The organism is Pseudomonas sp. NPDC088890, assembly GCF_044900155.1.
In the GTDB taxonomy this organism is placed as follows: Bacteria; Pseudomonadota; Gammaproteobacteria; order Pseudomonadales; family Pseudomonadaceae; genus Aquipseudomonas; species Aquipseudomonas urmiensis.
Genome location: NZ_JBJDNG010000006.1, coordinates 253,738 through 275,353, shown reverse-complemented (window position 1 = coordinate 275,353; position 21,616 = coordinate 253,738). Strand labels below are relative to the sequence as shown.

General features: G+C 62.4%; 20 protein-coding genes. 2 read left to right on the top strand and 18 right to left on the bottom strand.

From position 1 onward, the window contains the following. Positions 1-31: 31 nt before the first annotated feature. Both ACI2JX_RS15360 and ACI2JX_RS15355 read right to left on the bottom strand, forming a co-directional pair. Entirely contained in the window at positions 32-802 is a 771-nt protein-coding gene (locus tag ACI2JX_RS15360; RefSeq protein ID WP_404690410.1) for a tetratricopeptide repeat protein, read from the bottom strand. A gap of 2 nt (positions 803-804) precedes the next feature. Further along, complete coding sequence (locus tag ACI2JX_RS15355; RefSeq protein ID WP_404690409.1) at positions 805-1,485, bottom strand: Fe2+-dependent dioxygenase; 681 nt, start codon at positions 1,483-1,485, stop codon at positions 805-807. A gap of 219 nt (positions 1,486-1,704) precedes the next feature. Here ACI2JX_RS15355 and ACI2JX_RS15350 point away from each other — a divergent pair, with 219 nt between their 5' ends. Both ACI2JX_RS15350 and ACI2JX_RS15345 read left to right on the top strand, forming a co-directional pair. Next, positions 1,705-3,981: a TonB-dependent receptor gene (locus ACI2JX_RS15350; protein WP_404690408.1), complete on the top strand. Its 2,277-nt coding sequence runs from the start codon at positions 1,705-1,707 to the stop codon at positions 3,979-3,981. Between the two features lie 105 nt (positions 3,982-4,086). Next, positions 4,087-6,642, top strand: a complete 2,556-nt coding sequence (locus tag ACI2JX_RS15345; RefSeq protein ID WP_404690443.1) for a PepSY domain-containing protein — start codon at positions 4,087-4,089, stop codon at positions 6,640-6,642. 137 nt (positions 6,643-6,779) lie between these two features. Here the strand turns inward: ACI2JX_RS15345 and ACI2JX_RS15340 are convergent, their stop codons facing one another. From ACI2JX_RS15340 to iscA, 16 genes are all read right to left on the bottom strand, one after another. Further along, positions 6,780-7,571 (bottom strand): amidohydrolase, encoded by a 792-nt coding sequence (locus ACI2JX_RS15340; RefSeq protein ID WP_186554076.1) that lies wholly within the window; start codon positions 7,569-7,571, stop codon positions 6,780-6,782. Next, positions 7,559-8,707 (bottom strand): pyridoxal phosphate-dependent aminotransferase, encoded by a 1,149-nt coding sequence (locus ACI2JX_RS15335; RefSeq protein WP_404690407.1) that lies wholly within the window; start codon positions 8,705-8,707, stop codon positions 7,559-7,561. Before ACI2JX_RS15335 ends, ACI2JX_RS15340 begins: the two co-directional genes overlap by 13 nt. Positions 8,708-8,929: 222 nt before the next feature. Further along, positions 8,930-10,396, bottom strand: a complete 1,467-nt coding sequence (gene der, locus ACI2JX_RS15330) for a ribosome biogenesis GTPase Der (protein ID WP_404690406.1) — start codon at positions 10,394-10,396, stop codon at positions 8,930-8,932. A 115-nt stretch (positions 10,397-10,511) separates the two neighbouring features. After that, on the bottom strand, positions 10,512-11,654 hold the full coding sequence (bamB, locus tag ACI2JX_RS15325; protein WP_186554079.1) for an outer membrane protein assembly factor BamB: 1,143 nt from the start codon (positions 11,652-11,654) through the stop codon (positions 10,512-10,514). A 1-nt stretch (position 11,655) separates the two neighbouring features. Continuing rightward, positions 11,656-12,297, bottom strand: a complete 642-nt coding sequence (locus tag ACI2JX_RS15320) for a tetratricopeptide repeat protein (protein ID WP_186554080.1) — start codon at positions 12,295-12,297, stop codon at positions 11,656-11,658. A 38-nt stretch (positions 12,298-12,335) separates the two neighbouring features. Next, a complete protein-coding gene (gene hisS / locus ACI2JX_RS15315; protein ID WP_186554081.1) occupies positions 12,336-13,625 on the bottom strand; it encodes a histidine--tRNA ligase in 1,290 nt (429 codons plus the stop codon). Between the two features lie 24 nt (positions 13,626-13,649). Next, positions 13,650-14,759: a flavodoxin-dependent (E)-4-hydroxy-3-methylbut-2-enyl-diphosphate synthase gene (gene ispG / locus ACI2JX_RS15310; protein ID WP_186554082.1), complete on the bottom strand. Its 1,110-nt coding sequence runs from the start codon at positions 14,757-14,759 to the stop codon at positions 13,650-13,652. A 3-nt stretch (positions 14,760-14,762) separates the two neighbouring features. Then, positions 14,763-15,806, bottom strand: coding sequence for a RodZ domain-containing protein (locus ACI2JX_RS15305; protein ID WP_404690405.1), 1,044 nt, complete (start codon positions 15,804-15,806; stop codon positions 14,763-14,765). Beyond that, complete coding sequence (pilW, locus tag ACI2JX_RS15300) at positions 15,803-16,564, bottom strand: type IV pilus biogenesis/stability protein PilW (RefSeq protein WP_264234817.1); 762 nt, start codon at positions 16,562-16,564, stop codon at positions 15,803-15,805. Before pilW ends, ACI2JX_RS15305 begins: the two co-directional genes overlap by 4 nt. Positions 16,565-16,578: 14 nt before the next feature. Next, positions 16,579-17,724, bottom strand: a complete 1,146-nt coding sequence (gene rlmN / locus ACI2JX_RS15295; protein ID WP_404690404.1) for a 23S rRNA (adenine(2503)-C(2))-methyltransferase RlmN — start codon at positions 17,722-17,724, stop codon at positions 16,579-16,581. A gap of 28 nt (positions 17,725-17,752) precedes the next feature. After that, positions 17,753-18,178 carry a nucleoside-diphosphate kinase gene (gene ndk, locus ACI2JX_RS15290; RefSeq protein ID WP_033701183.1) on the bottom strand — a complete coding sequence of 142 codons (426 nt, stop codon included), beginning with the start codon at positions 18,176-18,178 and terminating at the stop codon, positions 17,753-17,755. Between the two features lie 88 nt (positions 18,179-18,266). Continuing rightward, complete coding sequence (gene iscX / locus ACI2JX_RS15285; RefSeq protein ID WP_136916531.1) at positions 18,267-18,467, bottom strand: Fe-S cluster assembly protein IscX; 201 nt, start codon at positions 18,465-18,467, stop codon at positions 18,267-18,269. A gap of 14 nt (positions 18,468-18,481) precedes the next feature. Continuing rightward, positions 18,482-18,823 (bottom strand): ISC system 2Fe-2S type ferredoxin, encoded by a 342-nt coding sequence (fdx, locus tag ACI2JX_RS15280; protein ID WP_186554086.1) that lies wholly within the window; start codon positions 18,821-18,823, stop codon positions 18,482-18,484. 3 nt (positions 18,824-18,826) lie between these two features. Further along, complete coding sequence (gene hscA, locus ACI2JX_RS15275; RefSeq protein ID WP_368972400.1) at positions 18,827-20,689, bottom strand: Fe-S protein assembly chaperone HscA; 1,863 nt, start codon at positions 20,687-20,689, stop codon at positions 18,827-18,829. Between the two features lie 41 nt (positions 20,690-20,730). Then, the gene (gene hscB, locus ACI2JX_RS15270; RefSeq protein ID WP_186554088.1) at positions 20,731-21,243 is read right to left on the bottom strand and encodes a co-chaperone HscB; all 513 of its coding nucleotides are present in this window, start codon (positions 21,241-21,243) and stop codon (positions 20,731-20,733) included. An 8-nt stretch (positions 21,244-21,251) separates the two neighbouring features. Continuing rightward, positions 21,252-21,575 carry an iron-sulfur cluster assembly protein IscA gene (iscA, locus tag ACI2JX_RS15265; RefSeq protein WP_186554089.1) on the bottom strand — a complete coding sequence of 108 codons (324 nt, stop codon included), beginning with the start codon at positions 21,573-21,575 and terminating at the stop codon, positions 21,252-21,254. Between the last annotated feature and the right edge of the window lie 41 nt (positions 21,576-21,616).

Below are 21,616 nucleotides of genomic sequence, written 5' to 3'. Positions count from 1 at the left end.
CATCACAGCATGGCTATTGTCCCTGGCCTCTTTAAGACTGTAGGTTTTCCCCGGCAGACTCTCGGCGCCGGATCTCATCGGCATAGGCCAAGGCATCGGTGGCGAGCAACGCACCAGCCCCCTGCAAACTCTGCAAGGCTGTGCGCAGAAACTTCATATTGCCCTGCGCGCGTGCTCGCTCAAGCCATGGCGCCGCCGCCAGTACATCGCCGCGTTCGACCAGCACCATCGCCAGGCTGAACATCCCGCGAAAATCTCCCGCCTCGGCCGAGCGCCGATACCAACGCAGGGCGCGCGCGGGGCTGGCAGGTGTGGCAATGCCCTGTTCCAGGTAACGACCCAGCAGGTTCATCGACTTGGCATGGCCCAGGTGAGCCGCCTTTTCGTAGCACGCCAAGGCCAACGCCTGGTCCTGCTCGACACCGCGTCCGGTCGCGAGCAGATTACCCAGGTTGTACATCCCCCAGTCCAGGCCAGCGTAGGCCGCAGCCTGATATGCCAGCGCCGCGCGCGGCAAATCAACCTCGCCGCCCCAACCATGCTCCAGGCAGCGCCCGAGCATGTTGTGCGCCATGGTGCTGCCAGCTTGCGCAGCAATCGCGAACCACTGCCGGGCAAGCGGGACATCACGTTCGATACCGCGCCCATCGAGCAGAATCTGACCGAGCAGCAATTGCGCTTCAACCACGCCCTGCCCCGCCGCGGCCAGAATCGCCTGGGCGGCTTGGCTAGGGCTATGCACGAGCATTGCTTGCAGGCCCGCCACATCCACCACGTCTTCGCGCCGCAGCTGGTAGGTCATGCTCAAACCTCCGCCCAGCGTCGCAGCAGGTTGTGATAAGTGCCGGTCAGTTGCAGAAGTGAGGGATGCTCGGGCACGTCGGCGGTCAGCTGGCGAATGGCGTTGTCCATCTCGAACAACAATGCCCGCTGGCTATCTTCGCGCACCAGGCTCTGAGTCCAGAAAAACGCCGCCAGGCGCTGCCCCCGGGTAACCGGGTTGACCTTGTGCAGACTGGTGCCGGGGTACAGCACCAGGTCACCGGCTGCCAGTTTGATCTGCTGCACACCGTAGGTGTCGTGGATCACCAACTCACCACCGTCGTAGCTGTCGGGGTCGCTGAGGAACAAGGTCGAGGACAGGTCGGTGCGGATTCGCTCGGCACTGCCTTGCGGCTGACGCAGAGCATTATCGATGTGCAAGCCGAAATTGTCCCCCTCGCGGTAACAGTTGATCAGCGGGGGAAATACCTTGTGCGGCAACGCCGCTGACATGAACTGCGAATTGCGCCAAAGACGTTCGATTAAGGCCGCGCCGATTTCCTTGGTCAAAGGGTGCGCCTCAGGCAGCTGCAGATTGTGCTTGGCCTTGGCCGACTGGTATCCCGCGGTGATCTTGCCGTCCGCCCAATCGGCCTGCGCCAGCGCTTCACGAATACGCGACAGCTCATCAGCTTCGAAAAGGCCAGGGATGTGAAGCAACATGGTGGCGGCACCGTAGGCTGGAGGGGCAGCAATGATATTGATTCCCTTTTACTCGCCACAAGCCCCGTTTGCCGGACATGACGTACGAGACCGGAAAATCCGTAAGGATAAATTGTAAAGATTGTAAATTTGTAGCGAATGGAAACGCTTCTCAATTGTTACTTACATTTGCTTACACTACCATCCGCGGCCTTCATACCTTGGGGAAGGCCCATCACAATGCGTCCTGTGCCATCTGCTGTGAGCTCACCACGTCTGCTGACTTGCGCCATCGGCGTTGCCATCAGCGCTACCTCCGCCTATGCCGCCGACCCTGCCGGCAGCCATGCCGTCACCCTGGATGCGACCAGCATCAACGGCAAGGTCGAGCAAGCCAATACCGACTACAAGGCAGACAAAGTCTCCTCGCAGAAGTACACCGCACCGTTGGTGGACATCCCACGCTCAGTCACCGTGGTCCCGCAACAGGTCATCAAAGACACCAATGCCCTGAACCTGCAAGACGCCTTGCGCACCGTACCGGGGATCACCATGGGCGCTGGCGAAGGCGGCAACCCTTCGGGTGACCGGCCGTTCATTCGCGGCTTCGACAGCCAGAGCTCGATGTATCTCGATGGCGTGCGCGACACCGGCTCGCAGACCCGCGAGATCTTCGCCGTAGAATCGGTAGAAGTCGCCAAAGGCCCCAACTCGGCGATTGGCGGACGCGGCGCGGCTGGCGGCACCATCAACCTGGTAAGCAAGCGCGCCCACCTGGGCAACTCGACCGAAGGCGCCTTCACCTGGGGTTCGGACCAGACCAAACGCTACACCTTCGATGGCAACTATCAGTTCCTCGACAGCGCCGCGTTTCGCCTGAACCTGATGAGTCACGAAAGCAATGTGGCCGGTCGCGACGAGGTCAACTACGACCGTTGGGGGGTAGCCCCTTCGCTGGTATTCGGGCTGGGCACCGACACCCGCCTGAACCTGGATTACTACCACGTCGAAAGCGACGACTTGCCCGACTCGGGCGTGCCTTACAGCCTGCGCTCCGGCAGCTCGGCCACTCGCACCTCGGCCAACCCCGACAAGCCAACCCATGGCGGCGGTCACAGCAGCAACTACTACGGCCTGGTCGACCGCGACTTCTACAAGACCCGCGCCGACATCGCCACCATTGCCATCGAGCACGACCTGAGCGACACGCTGACCCTCAAGAACACCCTGCGCCATGGCAACACCCTGCAGGACTACATCTACAGCCAGCCGGATGACAGCAAGGGCAACATCCTCAACGGTGAAGTCTGGCGTCGCCCGAACAACCGCGTGGCCAATACCCGCACCACCACCAACCAGACCGATCTGTTTGGTGAGGTCTACATCGGCGGCTTCAAGAACACCTTCTCCACCGGTATCGAGTTCAGCCGCGAGGCTTCGGTCAAGACCGGTTATGACGTCACCGGCTTCGCGTCGGGCCAGTGCTCCACTGCCACCGGGCAGATTTCCGGTGTCTGCACCTCGTTCCCCAATCCCAATCCCAATGAGCCTTGGGATGGCAGTGTGGCGCGCAACGACCTGGGCGCCGACACCACCGGCAACACCCGTGCGCTGTACCTGACCGATACCCTGGAGCTGACGCCAGAGTGGCTGCTGACCATGGGCCTGCGTTACGACCACTTCGACACCAAGGTCAAGAGCCGTGCGCTGACCAAGGGCAAGCTGACCTACTTCAAGACCGAAGACACCAGCGAGTTCGTCACGGGCCAACTCGGCCTGACCTGGAAGCCAGCCGAGAACGGCAGCGTCTATGTGTCCTACGCCACCTCCGCCACCCCGGCGGGCGCCTCGCTCGGCGAAGGCTCGGACGGCAACCCACTGCTGACCGCCACCACCAGCAGCGAGCTGAAGGCCGAAGAGACCACCAACTACGAAATCGGCACCAAGTGGGACTTGCTGCAAGAGCGTCTGTCGCTGACCGCGGCGATCTTCCGCACCGAAAAAGACAACGCGCGGGTGCTGGTTGATGCCGACACCTACCAGAACGTCGGTAAAACCCGCGTCGACGGTCTGGAGCTGAGCGCCACCGGTAAACTCACCAACGACTGGCAAGTGTTCGCTGGCTACACCTACATGGACGCCAAGCTGGTCGATGGCGGCGCGCAAAAAGTCGGCACGGCGATTATCGACGGCTACAACGACGGTAATCAGTTGCCCAACACGCCGAACAACAGCCTGACCCTGTGGACCACCTACAGCCTCACGCCCAAGCTGACCATCGGCGGTGGCGCCTTCTATGTCGATGACGTGTTCGGCAACACCACCAACAGCGTGATGGTCGATTCCTACTGGCGCTATGACGCGATGGCCAGCTACAAGCTGACCAAGAACATCGACCTGCAACTGAACGTGCAGAACCTCACCAACGAGGTCTACTACGACAAAGCCTACGGTGCGCACTATGCCAACCAGGCTGCCGGTCGTACGGCGTTGCTGACCACCAGCGTGCACTTCTGATAATGAAGTAAGCCCAAGCCCCGTTCATTGCAGTGAGCGGGGCTTTTGCGTAGCAAGGCATAATGCACGCCGTGCGGACTTGAGCGGCAAGACAAGGTGATCGATGTGGTGAAGAAGTCGCTGTTCCAATTGCACTGGTTCTTTGGCATCACCGCTGGCCTGGTGCTGGCACTGATGGGCACCACCGGTGCCATCTGGTCGTTCCAGGAAGAACTGCTGCGCCTATTCAACGCCGAGGTGCTCAAGGTTCAGGTACGCCAAGAAGGCGTATTACCGCCCGCCGAGCTGGTGCGCCGGGTCGAGGCCGCGCAGGGCGACAAAGTGTCGATGCTGTGGGTCGATACTCGCGAAGGCAACGCCGCGCGGGTCTTCTTTACCCCGCCGCCCGGCCAACGCCGCGGTGAACTGCACTATGCCGATCCTTACACCGGCGAGCTCAAAGGTGAAGTTGCCGGACAGGACTTCTTCAACCTGATGCTCAACCTGCACAGGTTCCTGACCATTGGCGACACCGGTCGGCAGATTACCGGTGCCTGTACCCTACTGCTGATTTTCTTCTGCCTTTCCGGCCTGTACCTGCGCTGGCCGCGCAAGGCACTAAATTGGCGGACCTGGCTGACCCTCGACTGGGCCAAGAAAGGTCGCGCCTTCAACTGGGACCTGCACGCCGTCGCTGGCACTTGGTGCCTGCTGTTCTACCTGCTGTTCGCCCTGACGGGCTTGTTCTGGTCCTACGAGTGGTATCGCGACGGCCTGAACAAACTGCTGGCCGACGCCCCCGCTACCGGCGAGCCACACAAGCGCGGCGAAGGCCGTGGCCGCCATGGCCCGCAGAAAGTCGACCACAACGCACCTCCCCTGGTAGTCGACTACGATGCCATCTGGAGCAACCTCAAGAATGCCGCCGGCCCAGGCCTGACCACCTACAACCTGCGCCTGCCGCCAGCCGGTGGCCAGCCAGCGACGCTGTTCTACCTGCTCGAAAACGCCGCGCATGAGCGCGCCTTGAACACCATTACCCTTGACCCCGCCACTGGCCAGATCAAGCGCTTGGAGCGCTACGCCGACAAGTCGTTCAAGGCACAGTTGCTGCAAAGCGTGTATGCCTTGCACGTGGGCAGCTACTTCGGCTTGCCGGGGCGCATCATCGTCACCCTCGCCAGCCTGAGCATGCCGCTGTTCTTCGTCACCGGCTGGCTGCTGTACCTGGACCGCCGCCGCAAGAAGCGCCAGGTCCGTGCTGCCCGTGGCACTGTCGACAACGCTTCGAACGCGGCTGACAGCTGGTTGATCAGCTTTGCCAGCCAGAGCGGCTTTGCCGAGCAATTGGCCTGGCAGAGCGCAGGCCAATTGCAGGCCGCCGGCTTGTCCGTGCAAGTACGTGCCTTGGGTGAGTTGGGCGAACAAGACCTGCGCCAGGCGCGCCGGGCCTTGTTCGTGGTCAGCACCTTCGGCGATGGCGAGGCGCCCGACAGCGCCCGCGCCTTCGAACGCAAAGTGCTCGGCCAAGCCTGGCCACTGGAGCACCTCGACTACGCCCTGCTCGCCCTCGGCGATCGCCAGTACCCGCACTTCTGCGGCTTCGCCCGGCGGCTGCAAGCCTGGCTAGGCGAGCGTGGCGCCAGCAGCGCCTTCAGCCCAATCGAAGTCGACAACGCCGATCAGGCCGCCTTGCAGCAATGGCAGCAAGCGCTGGGGCAATTGACCGGTGCGCAGCCGGTCAGCGCCTGGCAGCCGCCGAGCTTCGCTAACTGGACGCTGGTCCGTCGCCAGCTGCTCAACCCGGGCAGCCAAGGCCTACCGGTCTATCTGATTGGCCTGCAACCTGAGGCCCCGGCCAGCTGGCAAGCCGGTGACCTGGTAGAAATCCTGCCGCGCAACGGCCAGCCACGGGTCGAGGCCTTCCTCAGCGGCTTGGGGCTGGACTGCGAAACGCGGGTGCAGCGCGATGGCCTGAGCGAGACCCTCGCTCAGGCGCTTGCCAGCCGGCAACTGCCGGTCAGCCGCGAACACCTGGTGGGCCTGCATGCACAGGCGCTGATCGATGCCTTGGTACCCATCGGCAGCCGTGAATACTCGATTGCCTCGATTGCCAGCGATGGCGTGCTGGAGCTGATCGTGCGCCAGGAGCGCCATGCCGATGGCAATCTTGGGCTGGGTTCGGGTTGGCTGACCGAGTACCTGCCGGTGCAGGGCAGCGTCAGTCTGCGTCTGCGCCGTAACAGTGGCTTCCATCTCCCTGAAGGACCGGCGCCGCTGATCCTGATTGGTAACGGCACCGGCTTGGCGGGCCTGCGCAGCTTGCTCAAGGCGCGGATCAGTGAGGGCGAACAGCGTAACTGGCTGCTGTTTGGTGAGCGCAATCGAGCTCAGGATCTGCTCTGTGGCGATGAGCTACAAGGCTGGCTGGACAGCGGCGATCTGCAACGGCTGGACCTGGCATTTTCGCGGGATCAGGCAGAAAAAGTCTATGTCCAGGATGTGTTGCTGCAGCAGGCTCAAGCGCTGCGCCAGTGGTTGGCTGACGGCGCTTGTGTGTATGTCTGCGGCAGTTTGCAGGGGATGGCTGCGGGGGTGGATGCGGCGCTCAAGGGCATTCTGGGCGATGAGGCGGTGCAGCGGCTGGTGGAGGATGGGCGGTATCGGCGGGATGTGTATTGATCAAGGTATGAGGTAGCGCCCTCTGGCCCTATCGCGGGACAAGCCCGCTCCCACGGTCGAGCAGGTCGTGCCGGAGCGGCGGTTCGCCGCTCCGGCATGCCCGTGATAGTGCCGGCACTGTCGAAACATACGTTCAATCAATGCAATTCGAAGGTATCGGCATCCAGGTTCGCCGGAAAACGCGTGCGATAGGCCGCCAGATCCGCCGCGCGCAGGACCACGGGAAACACCCCATCCGCCTCCCCGGCGTTCATCAGGCTCTCACCCTGGAAGTCGAGCACCTGGCTGTCCCCGGAATAGGCAAAGCCCTTGCCATCGGTGCCTACCCGGTTCACCGCCGCCACATAGCACAGGTTCTCGATCCCGCGCGCCGGCAACAATCGGTTCCAATGCTGGCGCCGCGCTGCCGGCCAGTTCGCGGTGTACAGCAACAGGTCGGTATCCTGGGCATCGCGGCTCCACACCGGGAAGCGTAGGTCGTAGCAGATCAGCGGGCGAATCCTCCAGCCCTTGAGCTCGAACTGCACCTGACGTTCACCCGGGGTGTAGTGCTTGTGCTCCCCCGCCATACGGAACAGATGGCGCTTGTCGTAATGCAAGATCTCGCCATCCGGGCGCGCCCACAACAGTCGGTTGCGGTGGCTGCCATCGGCAGCCTGGATGATCACACTGCCGGTGATCACCGCCTCGATTTTCTTCGCTTGGGCCTTGAGCCACTTATAGGTCGGGCCGTGTTCAGGCTCAGCCAGGGCCTCGGATTCCATGGAAAAACCCGTGGTGAACATCTCCGGCAGGATCACCAGGTCGGCGCCACGCGCCTGCTCCAGCAACACCTCGAAATGTGCATAGTTGGCTTCGCGGTCGTGCCAGGCCAGGCTGGTCTGCACCAGGGCGATGTTCAGATTGGGCAATGCAGTCAGATCGCGCATAGTTTCTCCGCCGCCTGTCGCAGCGTCTCCTCACGTTTGGCAAAGCACAGGCGCACCAGGCGTTGCTCGGGGATAGGTCGCTGGTAGAACACCGACACCGGAATGGTCGCAACGCCGTGCTCACGGGTCAGCCACAGAGCCATGTCGACGTCGTTCAGGTCCGGGCGGATCTGCGAATAGTCCACCAGCTGGAAGTAGGTGCCGGGGGTGCGGGTAAAGCTGAAACGCGAGCCCTGCAACAGGTCGCAGAACACGTCGCGTTTGGCTTGGTAGAAGCCCGGCAGCTCATCGATGTGCTCAGGGTGCTCGGCCATGAAGTCAGCCAGCGCGCACTGCAGCGGCGTTACCCCGCAGAAGTTTACGTATTGATGGACCTTGCGCAGCTCGGCGCTCAATGCTGGTGGGGCGATCACGTAGCCGGTCTTCCAACCGGTGACATGGTAGGTCTTGCCGAACGAGCTTATGACGAACGCGCGCGCGTAGAGCTGCTCGTTGGCCAGGACACTGGCATGGCGTACGCCATCGTAGACCAGGTGCTCATACACCTCATCGCTGACCAGGTAGATGTCGCGTTCGGCAATCAGCTGGGCCAGCTGGTCGAGGTCTTCGCGGCTGATCAGCGCGCCGCTCGGGTTGTGCGGTGAGTTGAGGATGACCATCCGCGTGCGCGGGGTCAGTGCGTCGCTGAACTTCTGCCAGTCGATACGAAAATCGCCATCGCTAAGCTGGACGTGCACGCAACGTCCGCCAGCCAGCTCCACAGAAGGTTCGTAGCTGTCGTAGGCAGGGTCGAACACGATCACTTCGTCACCGGCCTGGATCACCGCCTGGATAGCACAGAAGATCGCCTCGGTGGCGCCGGGGGTGATGGTCACCTCGTGATCAGCATCGACCTTTACTCCGTACAGCCGGGCAACCTTGGCTGCTACCTGCTGGCGCAAAGCTGGCAGACCAGTCATCGGCGCGTACTGGTTGTGGCCGGCGGCCACGTGCCGGCCAACGGCATCGAGCAGCGCCTGCGGGCCGTTGAAGTCAGGGAAGCCTTGGGAAAGGTTCAGCGCACCGGTCTGGACTGCCAGTTGCGACATGGTGGTGAAGATGGTCGTGCCGACGTTCGGCAGTTTGCTGCGGATCATGGAGCCCTCTTTCCTGGGGTGTATCCGGCACGGGATGGAGTCCGAGCATAGCGGATCGAGCAGTCAGGAAAAAGGTTGAAACAATAAGGGAATGTATTGGCGCCGCTGCGCAGGCAAGCCCGCGCTCACAAGGGCCGCGCGAACTTCAGATCTACGCTGTTGCTGTGGGAGCGGGCTTGCCCGCGATGGGCCGCAAAGCGGCCCCAATTACGCGAAACGAGCTTACTTACGCTTGTCCTTGCGCTTCTTCTCGGCCTTCTTGTGGTGCGACATCAAGCGGCGCTTCTTGTTGACCTGACGGTCGGTGAGGGTGTTCTTGTTACCCTCGTACGGGTTCTCGCCACCCTTGTACTCGATGCGAATTGGCGTACCGACCAACTTGAGCACCCGGCGATAGGTGTTTTCCAGGTAACGCGAGTACGAGCGCGGGATCTTGTCGGTCTGGTTGCCGTGGATGACGATCAACGGCGGGTTGGCACCACCGAGGTGGGCATAACGCAGCTTGATCCGACGACCATTGACCAGCGGCGGCTGGTGCTCGCTGACCGCGTCTTCAAGGATCTGGGTCAGGCGGCTGGTCGGCCAGCGGGTGACCGCCGACTTGAACGCGGCCTGCACCGACTTGTACAGGTTGCCCACGCCCGTGCCATGCAGCGCGGAGATGAAGTGAATGTCGGCGAAGTCAACGAAGAACAGCCGGCGCTCAAGCTCAGTCTTGACGTAGTCACGCTCGCCCGGCTGCATGCCATCCCATTTGTTCAGGGCGATGACGATGGCGCGGCCAGCTTCCAGGGCAAAGCCCAGCAGGTTCAGGTCGTGGTCGACCACCCCTTCGCGGGCGTCCATGACGAAGATCACCACGTTGGCGTCCTTGATCGCCTGCAGCGTCTTGACCACCGAGAACTTCTCGACTTCTTCATGAATCTTGCCGCGCTTACGCACCCCGGCAGTATCGATGAAGGTGTACTTCTCGCCATCGCGCTCGAACGGGATGTAGATACTGTCGCGGGTGGTGCCCGGCTGGTCGTAGACCACCACGCGCTCCTCACCGAGCATGCGGTTGACCAGGGTCGACTTGCCGACGTTAGGGCGGCCGATGATGGCGATCTTGATGCCATCCTTCTCGCTTGGGCCAGGGATGCGCACGGCCTCTTCGCCTTGCGCCACTTCCTGGTCGAGCGCTTCCTCTTCCTGGTCACGCGGAATATGGCCGAGCACAGATTCCATCAGGGCGTTGATGCCACGGCCCTGGGAGCCGGCCACCGGAATCGCATTGCCCATGCCCAGCGGCGAGAACTCGGCGCGGGCCACATCGGCATCGATGTTGTCGATCTTGTTGGCAACCAGGATGGCCGACTTGTTGCGCTTGCGCAGGTGCTCGGCAATCATCTGGTCAGCGGCGGTCATGCCGGCGCGGGCGTCGACCAGGAACAGCACATAATCGGCTTCTTCGATGGCCATCAGCGACTGCTCGGCCATCTTCTCGTCCATGCCGACTTCATCACCGGTGATACCACCGGTGTCGATCAGGATGTACGAACGACCCTGCCACATGGCGTCGCCATACTGGCGGTCACGGGTCAGGCCCGACAGGTCGCCAACGATGGCGTCACGGGTTTTGGTCAAACGGTTGAACATGGTGGACTTGCCGACGTTCGGCCGCCCCACCAGGGCGATTACGGGAACCATACGGCTCTCCACTCGTGAATTCTTGAAAATGCAAAGGCCGCTGCGAAGCAGCGGCCGGAGTTCGTGCGGCGCTTCGTGCGCCGCGGCTCGAGGCCGCAAGGCCTCAAGCATAGCTTCAGCGGATGGTCAGTGCCTGGAGCTTGCCGCTGTTGCCGAAGACATAGATGGTGTCACCGACCACCAGAGGGCGGGCGCGCAGACCATCACTGTCGATACGCTCACGGCCAACGAAGCGACCATCGACCTGGCTGAGCAGGTGCAGGTAGCCTTCGAAGTCACCGACAGCGACGTAGCTGGAGAACACTTCCGGCGCCGACAGCTGACGGCGAGCCATGGAATCGTTGCTCCACAGAGCGCTGGAGGAGCGCTCGTCAACGCCTTCTACGGTACCCGAGGCCTCGCTGACATAGACGTTGCCAAAGCCCTGGGCGACACCCACATAGCTGGAGGCATCACGCTGCCACAGTACCCGGCCGCTTTCCAGATCCAGGCCCGCAACGCGGCCCTGGTAGGTGCTGACGTACAGGGTACCACCAGACAGCAGCAGACCGCCGTCGATATCCACTACCCGGTCCAGCTCCGAACGGCCTTGCGGGATAGCTACGCGGCTTTCCCACACGGGCACGCCGTTCTGGGTATCCACGGCAATGACCTTACCGGTCGACAGGCCAGCGATGGCCAGGCGATTGGTCACGATCGGTGCACCGGTACCGCGCAGGGTCAGTACCGCCGGGGTGCTTTCGTAGATCCAGCGACGATCACCCGTGGCGGCATCGAGGCCGATCAGGCGGTCGTCCTGGGTCTGCACCACCACAACGTCACCGTTGTTGGCAGGCGGCGCCAGCACTTCACTGGTGACGCGGGAGCGCCAGCGCTCCTCACCGGTGCTGCTGTCCAGGGCAATCACTTCACCTTTGAGGGTGCCGAGCATGACCAAGCCGTAGCCTACGCCGACGGCGCCGGAAACCGGCAGCTCCAGATCCTTCTTCCACACAACGTCGCCGTTGACGCGGTCCAGGGCCATCACCAAGCCGTTGACATCAGAGGCGTAGATACGGTCGTTCTCGATGGCCGGGACCAGGGTGTTGTAGGTCTCACCCTGACCGTCACCGATCGAACGGCTCCACTGCTTCTTGAGCACCACTTCTTCGGTGAACTTGGTCAGCTCGGCCGGAGGCAGTTCCTTCTTGCTGTTGCTGCTGCAACCCGCGGCCAGTACGGCCAGGGTCAGCACTGCTGCTTGTTTCCAACCGATCACGTCAAGCGTCCCCTTTGGCCAGGTCGTCCAGCTTCAGTTGCAGGCCACCGACCGCTGCTTCATCAGACAGCGCGGCCTTGGCTTTTTCGTATGCATTGTGGGCATCACCGGCACGACCGAGCTGTACCAGCAGGTCGCCCTTGAGTTCTTCGCGGCTGGCCTGGAAGGCTTTGTCAGCATCGCCGTCAAGCAGCTTGAGGGCGTCTTCGGCCTTGTCCTGGGCAGCCAGGACCCGCGCCAGACGCTGGCGCGCTATTTCGCCCAGGGTGGCATCGGCCGGCTTGTCCAGCACGCTCTTGAGTTCGCTGGCGGCATCGTCGAGCTTACCGCTATCGACCGCCACTTTAGCCACGAACAGGCTGCCGTATTGGGCATAGGCGGTGCCGGCGAATTCGCTCTTGAGCTTGCCGGCCAGTTCCGCGACCTTGGCCGCATCAGGTTGGCCAGTTGGCGTCAGGCTGGTTTCCAGCAGGTTCTGGTACAACACAGACGCGCCCTGCGACTGGTTATTCTGGTACTTGTGCCAGGCCTGCCAGCCCATTACCAGGGCAGCAGCCAGCAGGGCGCCGGTCAGCAGCGGCTTGCCGTTGCGGTCCCACCAGTCCTTGACCGCAACCAGGCCATCATCATCGGTACTCGACACCCCAATACTCCTATTCAGCAATTCGGCTGTTTGACTGCTTACGCTTGCGCGAGAGCAGCTTGCAGGTGCTCGGCCAGAGCATCCCAGGCAATGTTCTGTTGTTCGCCCTGGCCACGCAGGGGCTTGAAACCTACCACTTGTTGCGCCAGTTCGTCGTCACCCATGATCAGGGCGAACAGCGCGCCGCTCTTGTCGGCTTTCTTGAACTGGCTCTTGAAGCTGCCGCCACCGGCGTTGACCGCCAGGCGCAGGCCGGGCACTTGGTCACGCAGGGTTTCGGAGAGCTTCAGGCCCGCCAGCTCCGCCTGCTCGCCAAAGGCGCACAGGTACAGGTCGATCTGGCGGCTGATCGACTCGGGCACCTTGCCCAGTGTCTCGAGCAGTAGGATCAAGCGTTCGATACCCATGGCAAAGCCCACACCCGGGGTCGGCTTGCCGCCCATCTGCTCAACCAGGCCATCGTAGCGACCACCGGCACAGACAGTGCCCTGGGCGCCGAGCTTGTCGGTGACCCACTCGAACACGGTCTTGCTGTAGTAGTCCAGGCCACGCACCAGCTTGGTGTTGATCACGAACGGAATACCGGCAGCGTCCAGGCGGGCCTTGAGGCCCTCGAAGTGCAGGCGCGATTCTTCGTCCAGGTAATCTTCCAGCTTCGGCGCACCGACCAGCACCGCTTGGGTGCCTTGGTCCTTGCTGTCGAGGATGCGCAGCGGGTTGCTTTTAAGGCGGCGCTGGCTGTCTTCGTCGAGCTGCTCCAGGCGCGCCGAGAGGAACTCGACCAGCGCGTCACGGTAGCGGGCACGGGCTTCGCTGGTACCCAGGCTATTGAGTTCAAGCTTGACCGCGTCCTGGATGCCCAATTGGCCCCACAGGCGCCAGGTGAGCATGATCAGCTCGGCGTCGATGTCCGGACCGTCGAGGTTGAACACTTCCACGCCGATCTGGTGGAACTGACGGTAGCGGCCTTTCTGCGGGCGCTCGTGGCGGAACATCTGGCCGATGTACCAAAGCTTCTGCACTTGGCCATTGCCCGTGATGCCATGCTCGAGCACTGCACGTACGCAGGCGGCGGTGCCTTCGGGACGCAGGGTCAACGAATCGCCGTTGCGGTCCTCGAAGGTGTACATCTCTTTTTCGACGATGTCGGTGACTTCACCGATCGAGCGCTTGAACAGCTCGGTGAACTCGACGATCGGCGTGCGGATCTGGCTGTAGCCGTAACCGTCCAGCAGGCCGGCCACGGTGCCCTCGAAGTAGCGCCACAGCGGCGACTGCTCAGGCAGGATGTCGTTCATGCCACGGATGGCTTGCAGCGATTTGCTCACGAAAAGTCCTTACCAATCTGTGTTTCAGCCACGGGCGATCAGCGCCGCATCGGCCTCGACCTTTTCGGCCGCTTTCTGGCGGATGAGCTTTTCCAGTTCATCGACCAGGTTGTCATTGTTCAGCTTCTGCGCGGGCTTGCCGTCGATGTAGACCAGGTTCGGCGTACCGCCGGTCAGGCCCACATGCGACTCCTTGGCTTCACCCGGGCCGTTGACCACGCAGCCGATCACCGCCACATCCAACGGCACCAGCAGGTCTTCCAGGCGCGTTTCCAGCTCGTTCATGGTCTTGACCACGTCAAAGTTCTGCCGCGAACAGCTCGGGCAGGCGATGAAGTTGATGCCACGCGAACGCAGGTGCAGCGACTTGAGGATGTCGTAGCCGACCTTCACTTCTTCAACAGGGTCTGCGGCCAGGGAAATACGAATCGTATCGCCAATGCCTTCGGCCAGCAGCATACCGATGCCGACGGCGGATTTCACTGTCCCCGAACGCAGGCCGCCGGCTTCGGTGATGCCCAGGTGCAGCGGTTGGACGATCTGCCGGGCCAATTGGCGGTAGGCCTCGACGGCCATGAACACGTCGGACGCCTTGACGCTGACCTTGTAGTCCTGGAAATCCAGGCGGTCGAGGTGCTCGACATGGCGCAGCGCCGACTCGACCAGCGCGGCTGGGGTCGGTTCGCCGTACTTCTTCTGCAGGTCCTTTTCCAGGGAGCCGGCGTTGACACCGATGCGGATCGGGATACCACGATCACGCGCGGCATCGACCACCGCGCGTACGCGGTCTTCGCGGCCGATGTTGCCGGGGTTGATGCGCAGGCAGTCGACACCCAGTTCAGCCACGCGCAGGGCGATCTTGTAGTCGAAGTGGATGTCGGCCACCAGCGGCACGCTGACCAGCTGCTTGATACGGCCGAAGGCTTCGGCGGCGTCCATGTCCGGTACCGAGACACGGACGATGTCGACGCCAGCATCGACCAGGCGCTGGATCTGCCCGACCGTGGCGGCGACGTCATTGGTATCGGTGTTGGTCATGCTCTGCACCGCAATGGGCGCATCGCCGCCCACCGGCACATTGCCGACCCAGATTTTCCGGGATTCGCGACGTTTGATCGGAGATTCGCCGTGCATGACTTACTGTCCCAACTTCAGGCGAGCGGTTTCGCCACTGGTGAACGGTGCAACGTCGACGGCCTGGCCGTTGTAGCTGACCTGGGCGCCACGGGCAAAGCCCAGGCGTACCGCGAACGGCGGCTTGCCGGTCAGTTCCAGGCTGTCACCCTTGCGCTTGATGGCACTGAACAGCACCTTGCCGTTGCCGTCGGAGACTTGAGTCCAGCAATCGGCGGTGAATTGAATTGCAACCTTGGCGCTGCCGGCTGGGGCCGGGGCGGCAGGTTCGGCGGCGCTCGCCGGCACGCTGGCGGGCGGGGTAGCAGCTGCTGCTACTGGCGGCACTGGCGCGACCGGTGCCACTGGCGCAGCCGCAGCTGCGGGAGCCTGTGCCGCAGCGGCCGGGGCTGCCGGCGCAGGGGTGCTAGCAGTATCTGCGGGCGTGGCCGGCGCAGTAGCTTCTTCATTGGCGGAGCCGCTGGTCTCGCCGGCAGGTGCCTGCTCGAGCGCCAATGGCTCGGTTTGTGGCTGCTGACCTTCGCTGACGGCCTGGTCTTCTGGCTCGTCCAGCGGGTGAATCTGCGTGGTTCCGTCGGCGCTTTCGACTTCGACGTGCTCCAGGGCGATCTTGGCCAGGTCCTTGCCGCGCAGGCTGGTCTGGTCTTGCCACCAGAAGAAGCCACCGCCGACCACGGCCACCAGCAACAGCAAGCTGACACCGCGCAGGATGTTGTGCGACAGGCGCACCGGCTCTTCAATACGGCCCAGCGCATGCACTTGGCTGCCTTGGGCATGGGTACCGGTGATCTGGTCGAAGGCGGCCACCAGCGGGGCTTGGTCCATGTCCATCAGCTTGGCATAGGCACGGATGTAACCACGGGCGAAGGTGTGCCCTGGCAGCTTGTCGAAGGCGCCGGATTCCAGGTTGTTCAGCGAACTCAAGGTCAGGTTGAGCTTGCGGGCTACCTCGGCTTGCGACCAATCGCGGTTTTCGCGGGCCTGGCGCAAGATCTCACCGGGGTGCTGGTGAGACGCTGCTGCTACTTCGGGATGAGCGGCTTTCATCGTTGCTCCGACAGGTATTGCTGATATTCCGGCGTACCGGGATAAAGTCGTTGTAATTGCTGGCCCAGTTCAGCCACCACGGCCGGTTCAGCGAACACCCGCGCCAGGCGGCTACCCAGCAGCAGGCTGCGGGCTTGCGGGTCGCTCAGCTGGCTGAAACGATCGTAGTAATCACGGGCCGGCACATAATGCCTGTTTTCGTAGGACAACTCAGCCATTTCCAGCAACGCCCTGGGTTGCCGTGGGTTGAGTTGCAGGGCTTTTTCCAAATACTCGCGCGCTTGCTCTGGACGCCCTAGCTTCATGGCAGTCAGGCCAAGGTTTTCAAAGACTCGCGAGCGCTCAGGATACAGGGTATCGGCGCCAGCCTGGCGAAAGACCTGCTCGGCCTGACTAAAACGCCCCTGAGCATATAGGAAACTGCCGTAGTTGTTGCGAATCCGCGTGTCATTGGCGCGCTGCGCCAGGGCCTGGCGAAAATGCTCCTCGGCCAGGGCCGGTTCGCCTTGCGCCTGGAACACCAAGGCCAGGGCGGCATGGGCGTCGGCATCGCGGTCATTCAGGGCCAGGGCTTTGGCCAGCGGCGCCTTGGCCTGCTCGGTCAAACCTTGTTGCAAATAACCCAGGCCCAACTGTACATAAGCCCGCCCCGCCTCGACCCGACCTTGACGGCTGGCCAGCGGATCGCCGGCGCCGCCGGACACGCAGCCGGCCAGCAGCAACAGCGTCAGGATCGACAGCGCGGCGCGCAGGGTCATTGGCAGGTTCTCGGTCAGTGGCGCGCGGCGCTATCTTGCATCTGCACGTCGTCGTTGAGCTGACGCACGGCAATGTAGCGCTCACTGCGGCGGGTGCGGTCCATCACCTGGCCAACCAGCTGACCACAGGCGGCGTCGATATCTTCGCCACGGGTGGTGCGGGTGGTGACGTTGAAACCACCGTGATGCAGCATGTCCTGGAAGCGGCGGATGGCGTTGTTGCTCGGCCGCTCGTAACCGGAATGCGGGAATGGGTTGAACGGGATCAGGTTGATCTTGCACGGCACATCGCGCAGCAGTTCGATCATCTGCGACGCGTGTTCCGGCTGGTCGTTGACGTCCTTGAGCAGGGTGTACTCGACGGTCAGTACGCGCTTGCCACCCAGGGTGGCCATGTAGCCCATGCACGACTCGAGCAGCACCTTGAGCGGGTACTTCTTGTTGATCGGTACCAGTTTGTTACGCAGTTCGTCGTTCGGCGCGTGCAGCGACAGCGCCAGGGAAACGTCGATGTGCTTGGCCAGTTCGTCGATCATCGGCACAACGCCGGAAGTCGACAAGGTGACGCGACGCTTGGAAATGCCATAGCCCAGATCATCCATCATGATCTTCATGGCGGCGATGACATTGTCGAAATTGAGCAACGGCTCGCCCATGCCCATCATCACCACGTTGGTAATGGCGCGGTCGACTTTGGCCGGGACGGTGCCGAAGGATTTGTTCGCAAGCCACACCTGGCCAATGACTTCGGCGGCGGTGAGGTTGCTATTGAAGCCTTGCTTGCCGGTGGAGCAGAAACTGCAGTCCAGGGCGCAGCCGGCTTGGGACGAAACGCAGAGGGTACCGCGGTCGTCGGTGGGGATGTAGACGGTCTCGACGCAGCTGCCGGAGGCAACGCGGATCACCCATTTACGGGTGCCGTCGGCGGAAATGTCTTCACTGACCACTTCCGGAGGCCGAATCTCGGCAACAGCCTCGAGCTTTTCGCGCAAGGCCTTGCCGACATTGGTCATGGCGGCGAAATCATCGACGCCAAAATGGTGAATCCATTTCATTACTTGACCGGCACGGAAGCGCTTCTCCCCAATCGAGTCGAAGAACTGTTCCATTTCCGGCTGGGTCAGACCCAACAGGTTGATTTTGCCAGTAGATGTCGTCATGGATTCACCCTCACCCGTAAGCTTTCGCTTAGCGAGTGGTTACCTCGGTAGCAGCGAAGAAGTAAGCGATTTCGCGAGCAGCGGCAGCTTCGGAGTCCGAACCGTGAACGGCGTTGGCGTCGATCGACTCAGCGAAGTCAGCACGGATGGTGCCGGCAGCAGCTTCTTTAGGGTTGGTAGCGCCCATCAGCTCGCGGTTCAGAGCGATGGCGTTTTCGCCTTCCAGAACCTGAACGACAACTGGACCGGAAGTCATGAAGGCAACCAGGTCACCGAAGAAACCGCGCTCGCTGTGCTCAGCGTAGAAGCCTTCAGCTTCGGCTTTGGACAGTTGCTTGATTTTCGAAGCAACGATTTTCAGGCCAGCGTCTTCGAAGCGAGTGGTGATCTTGCCGATGACGTTCTTGGCAACTGCGTCAGGCTTGATGATCGAGAAAGTACGTTGAACAGCCATGGTAACTCCAGAAAATTGAGTGTTGCGAAAAATTAAACCCGCGAATTATACGCGGGTTCCAGGGGATTGCCTAACCTGCAGATAACGCTCAGTCGGCTTCTTCGATCCAAGCCGCCTGGATGGCCTCGAGCACTTTCTCACCGCCGCGTGACGGATCGTCGCTAAATTCTGGCAGGGCCAGTACCCAACGGTGCAGATCGACGAAATTTACATAACGAGGATCGACCTCAGGCTTGCTTTCTGCAAGCTGGATGGCGATCTCAAGTACATCAACCCATTTCAGACTCATGCCAGCCTCCAGACTCAGTGCGGCGCTTCAGCGGCGTGGTTGAGCGAATATTTGGGGATTTCGATGGTCAGGTCTTCATCACCGACCACTACCTGGCAACCCAGGCGCGACTGTGCTTCCAGGCCCCAGGCCTTGTCCAGCATGTCTTCTTCGAGCTCGTCGGCTTCTTCCAGCGAGTCGAAGCCCTGGCGCACGATGCAGTGGCAGGTGGTGCAGGCCTTGACGCCGCCGCAGGCGCTTTCCATCTCGATATGGTGCTCGTGAGCCAGCTCGAGGATGTTGGTGCCAGCCGGCACCTCGACCACCAGGCCCTCCGGGCAGAACTTCTCGTGCGGCAGGAATTTCACCTGGGGCATCGGTTACTCCTCGATCTCATTCAGGTTGCGCCCGGCCAGTGCGGCTTTGACCGTCGAATCAAGGCGACGGGCGGCAAATGCATCGGTCACCTGCGACAGAATTTTGGTCTGTTGCTCGATGGCAGGGCCATCGGTGCCGGCCAGCAAATCACGTAGTTGTTGCATCTGGAAGGCAATAGCCTCGCGCTCTTCGGCGCTTAGCAGGCGCTCGCCATCGGCGTCCAATGCGCCCTGCACCGCTTCGAGCAGGCGTTCGCCGTCGACCTGGTGCTCACGCAGCTGACGCGCCTGCTTGTCGGAACCTGCGTGCTCGAAGGAGTCCTTGAGCATGCGGGCGATCTCTCCGTCGGTCAGGCCGTACGACGGCTTGACCTGAATGCTCGACTCCACGCCAGAGCCCAGCTCGCGGGCGGCTACGCTGAGCAGCCCGTCGGCGTCGACCTGGAAGGTCACGCGGATTTTCGCCGCGCCCGCCACCATTGCCGGAATGCCGCGCAACTCGAAGCGGGCCAGGGAGCGGCAGTCGCTGATCAGCTCCCGCTCACCCTGCAGGACGTGGATCATCATGGCCGACTGGCCGTCTTTATAAGTGGTGAACTCTTGCGCGCGGGCCACAGGGATCGTGGTATTGCGCGGGATCACCTTCTCCATCAGTCCGCCCATGGTCTCAAGACCGAGCGACAGCGGGATAACGTCCAGCAGCAACAGCTCGCCGCCTTCGCGACGGTTACCCGCCAGCGTATCGGCCTGGATCGCGGCGCCGATGGCGACCACCTGATCGGGGTCGATCGACGTTAGCGGGGTACGGCCAAACAGCGTGCCGACCGCTTCGCGTACACGCGGAACGCGGGTCGAACCACCCACCATGACCACCGCCCCGACCTCTTCGAGCTCGATGCCGCTGTCGCGCACCGCGCGCCGGCAAGCCTTGAGGCTGCGGGCGATCATCGGCTCGATCATCGCTTCGAAGGCCACCCGGCTCAGCTCGCCCTGCCAGGCGCCGTGCTGAACGCTGACTACGTCGGCGTCGGTCAGGGCTTCCTTGGCGGCGCAGGCAGTTTGCAGCAGCAGGCGCTGGGTAGCGGGGTCGAGGTCAGCGGACAAACCCGCTTGCTCGATGATCCAGCCAGCGATCGCATGATCGAAATCGTCACCACCCAGGGCCGTGTCGCCCCCAGTGGCCAGCACTTCGAAGACGCCAGCGGTAAGACGCAGGATGGAGATATCGAACGTACCGCCACCCAGATCGAAGATCGCCACCACGCCTTCGGCGTTCTGGTCCAGACCATAAGCCACGGCAGCAGCGGTCGGCTCATTGAGCAGGCGCAGAACGTTGAGGCCGGCCAGTTTGGCGGCATCTTTGGTGGCTTGGCGCTGGGCGTCGTCGAAGTAGGCCGGGACAGTAATCACCGCCCCAACCAGGTCGCCACCCAAGGTCTGCTCAGCACGCTGGCGCAGCACCTTGAGGATGTCGGCAGACACTTCCACCGGGCTCTTCGGCCCTTGGACGGTGTCGATGAACGGCATGTGCGACTCGCCGCCCACAAAGCGGTAAGGCAGCTGTTCGCCGAGTTGCTTGACGTCTGCCAGGCCACGGCCCATGAGGCGCTTGACCGACAAGATGGTATTGAGCGGGTCGCTGGAGGCAGCGTCGCGCGCAGCCTGGCCGACTTCAACGCGGCCATCGAGGTAGCGCACGGCGGACGGCAGGATGACGCTGCCCTGCGCGTCGGGCAGCGGCTCGCTCAGGCCACTGCGCAAGGCGGCAACCAGAGAATTGGTGGTACCCAGGTCGATCCCCACCGCCAGGCGGCGCTGGTGCGGTTGTGGGCTCTGACCGGGTTCGGCGATCTGCAGTAGGGCCATGCTTATCTAGATACCTTAGGCGTCGTCACGGCAACGCCGGGTTAATCGTCGAGGCGCTCTTCCAACTGGCGCACTTCTTGGGCGAGCTTGTCGAGGAACTGCATGCGGCGCATCAGGCGCTCGGCCTGTTCACGCTGCGCAGCATCATCCCAGCAGGCGGCGAAATCCTCGTTGAGCGTGTCTTGGGCAGCCTTGAGGCGCTTCTTGAACACCGCGACACCGTCCAGATCGTCCAGCTCTTCGAGCTCCTCACGCAGCTCCATCTGCTGCAACAGGAAGTCAGGGTCGTGCACGGTGACTTCCTGCGGCACTTCGTGGCCACTGATGGCCAGCAGATAGCGGGCACGCCGCGGGGCGCTGCGCAGGGTCTGGTAGGCGTCGTTCAACGCTGCCGAGTTTTCCAGGGCAATGCGCTGTTCACGTTCGGAGGCATCGGCGAAACGATCCGGATGGACCTCGCGGGCCAGCTCGCGGTAGCGAACGGCCAGCTTGTCGAGGTCCAGACGAAAGCCCGGCTTGAGGTCAAACAGAGCGAAATGGCAAGGAGTACCCACGTCAAGCCTCAGACATTGAAGCTTTCGCCGCAGCCACACTCACCGCGCACGTTGGGGTTGTTGAACTTGAAGCCTTCGTTCAACCCTTCCTTGACGAAGTCGAGCTCAGTACCGTCGAGGTAAACCAGGCTTTTCGGGTCGATGATGACCTTCACGCCATGGTTCTCGAACACCTGATCTTCAGACGCCACTTCGTCGACGAACTCCAGCACGTAGGCCAGGCCCGAGCAACCGGTGGTGCGCACGGCCAGGCGAATGCCCTCACCCTTGCCGCGCCCGTCGAGGGAACGCCGCACGTGGTTGGCGGCGGCTTCTGTCATGCTGATAGCCATCGGAGCTCCTTTGCTTAGCTGTGCTTACCGTTGAGTCTTGC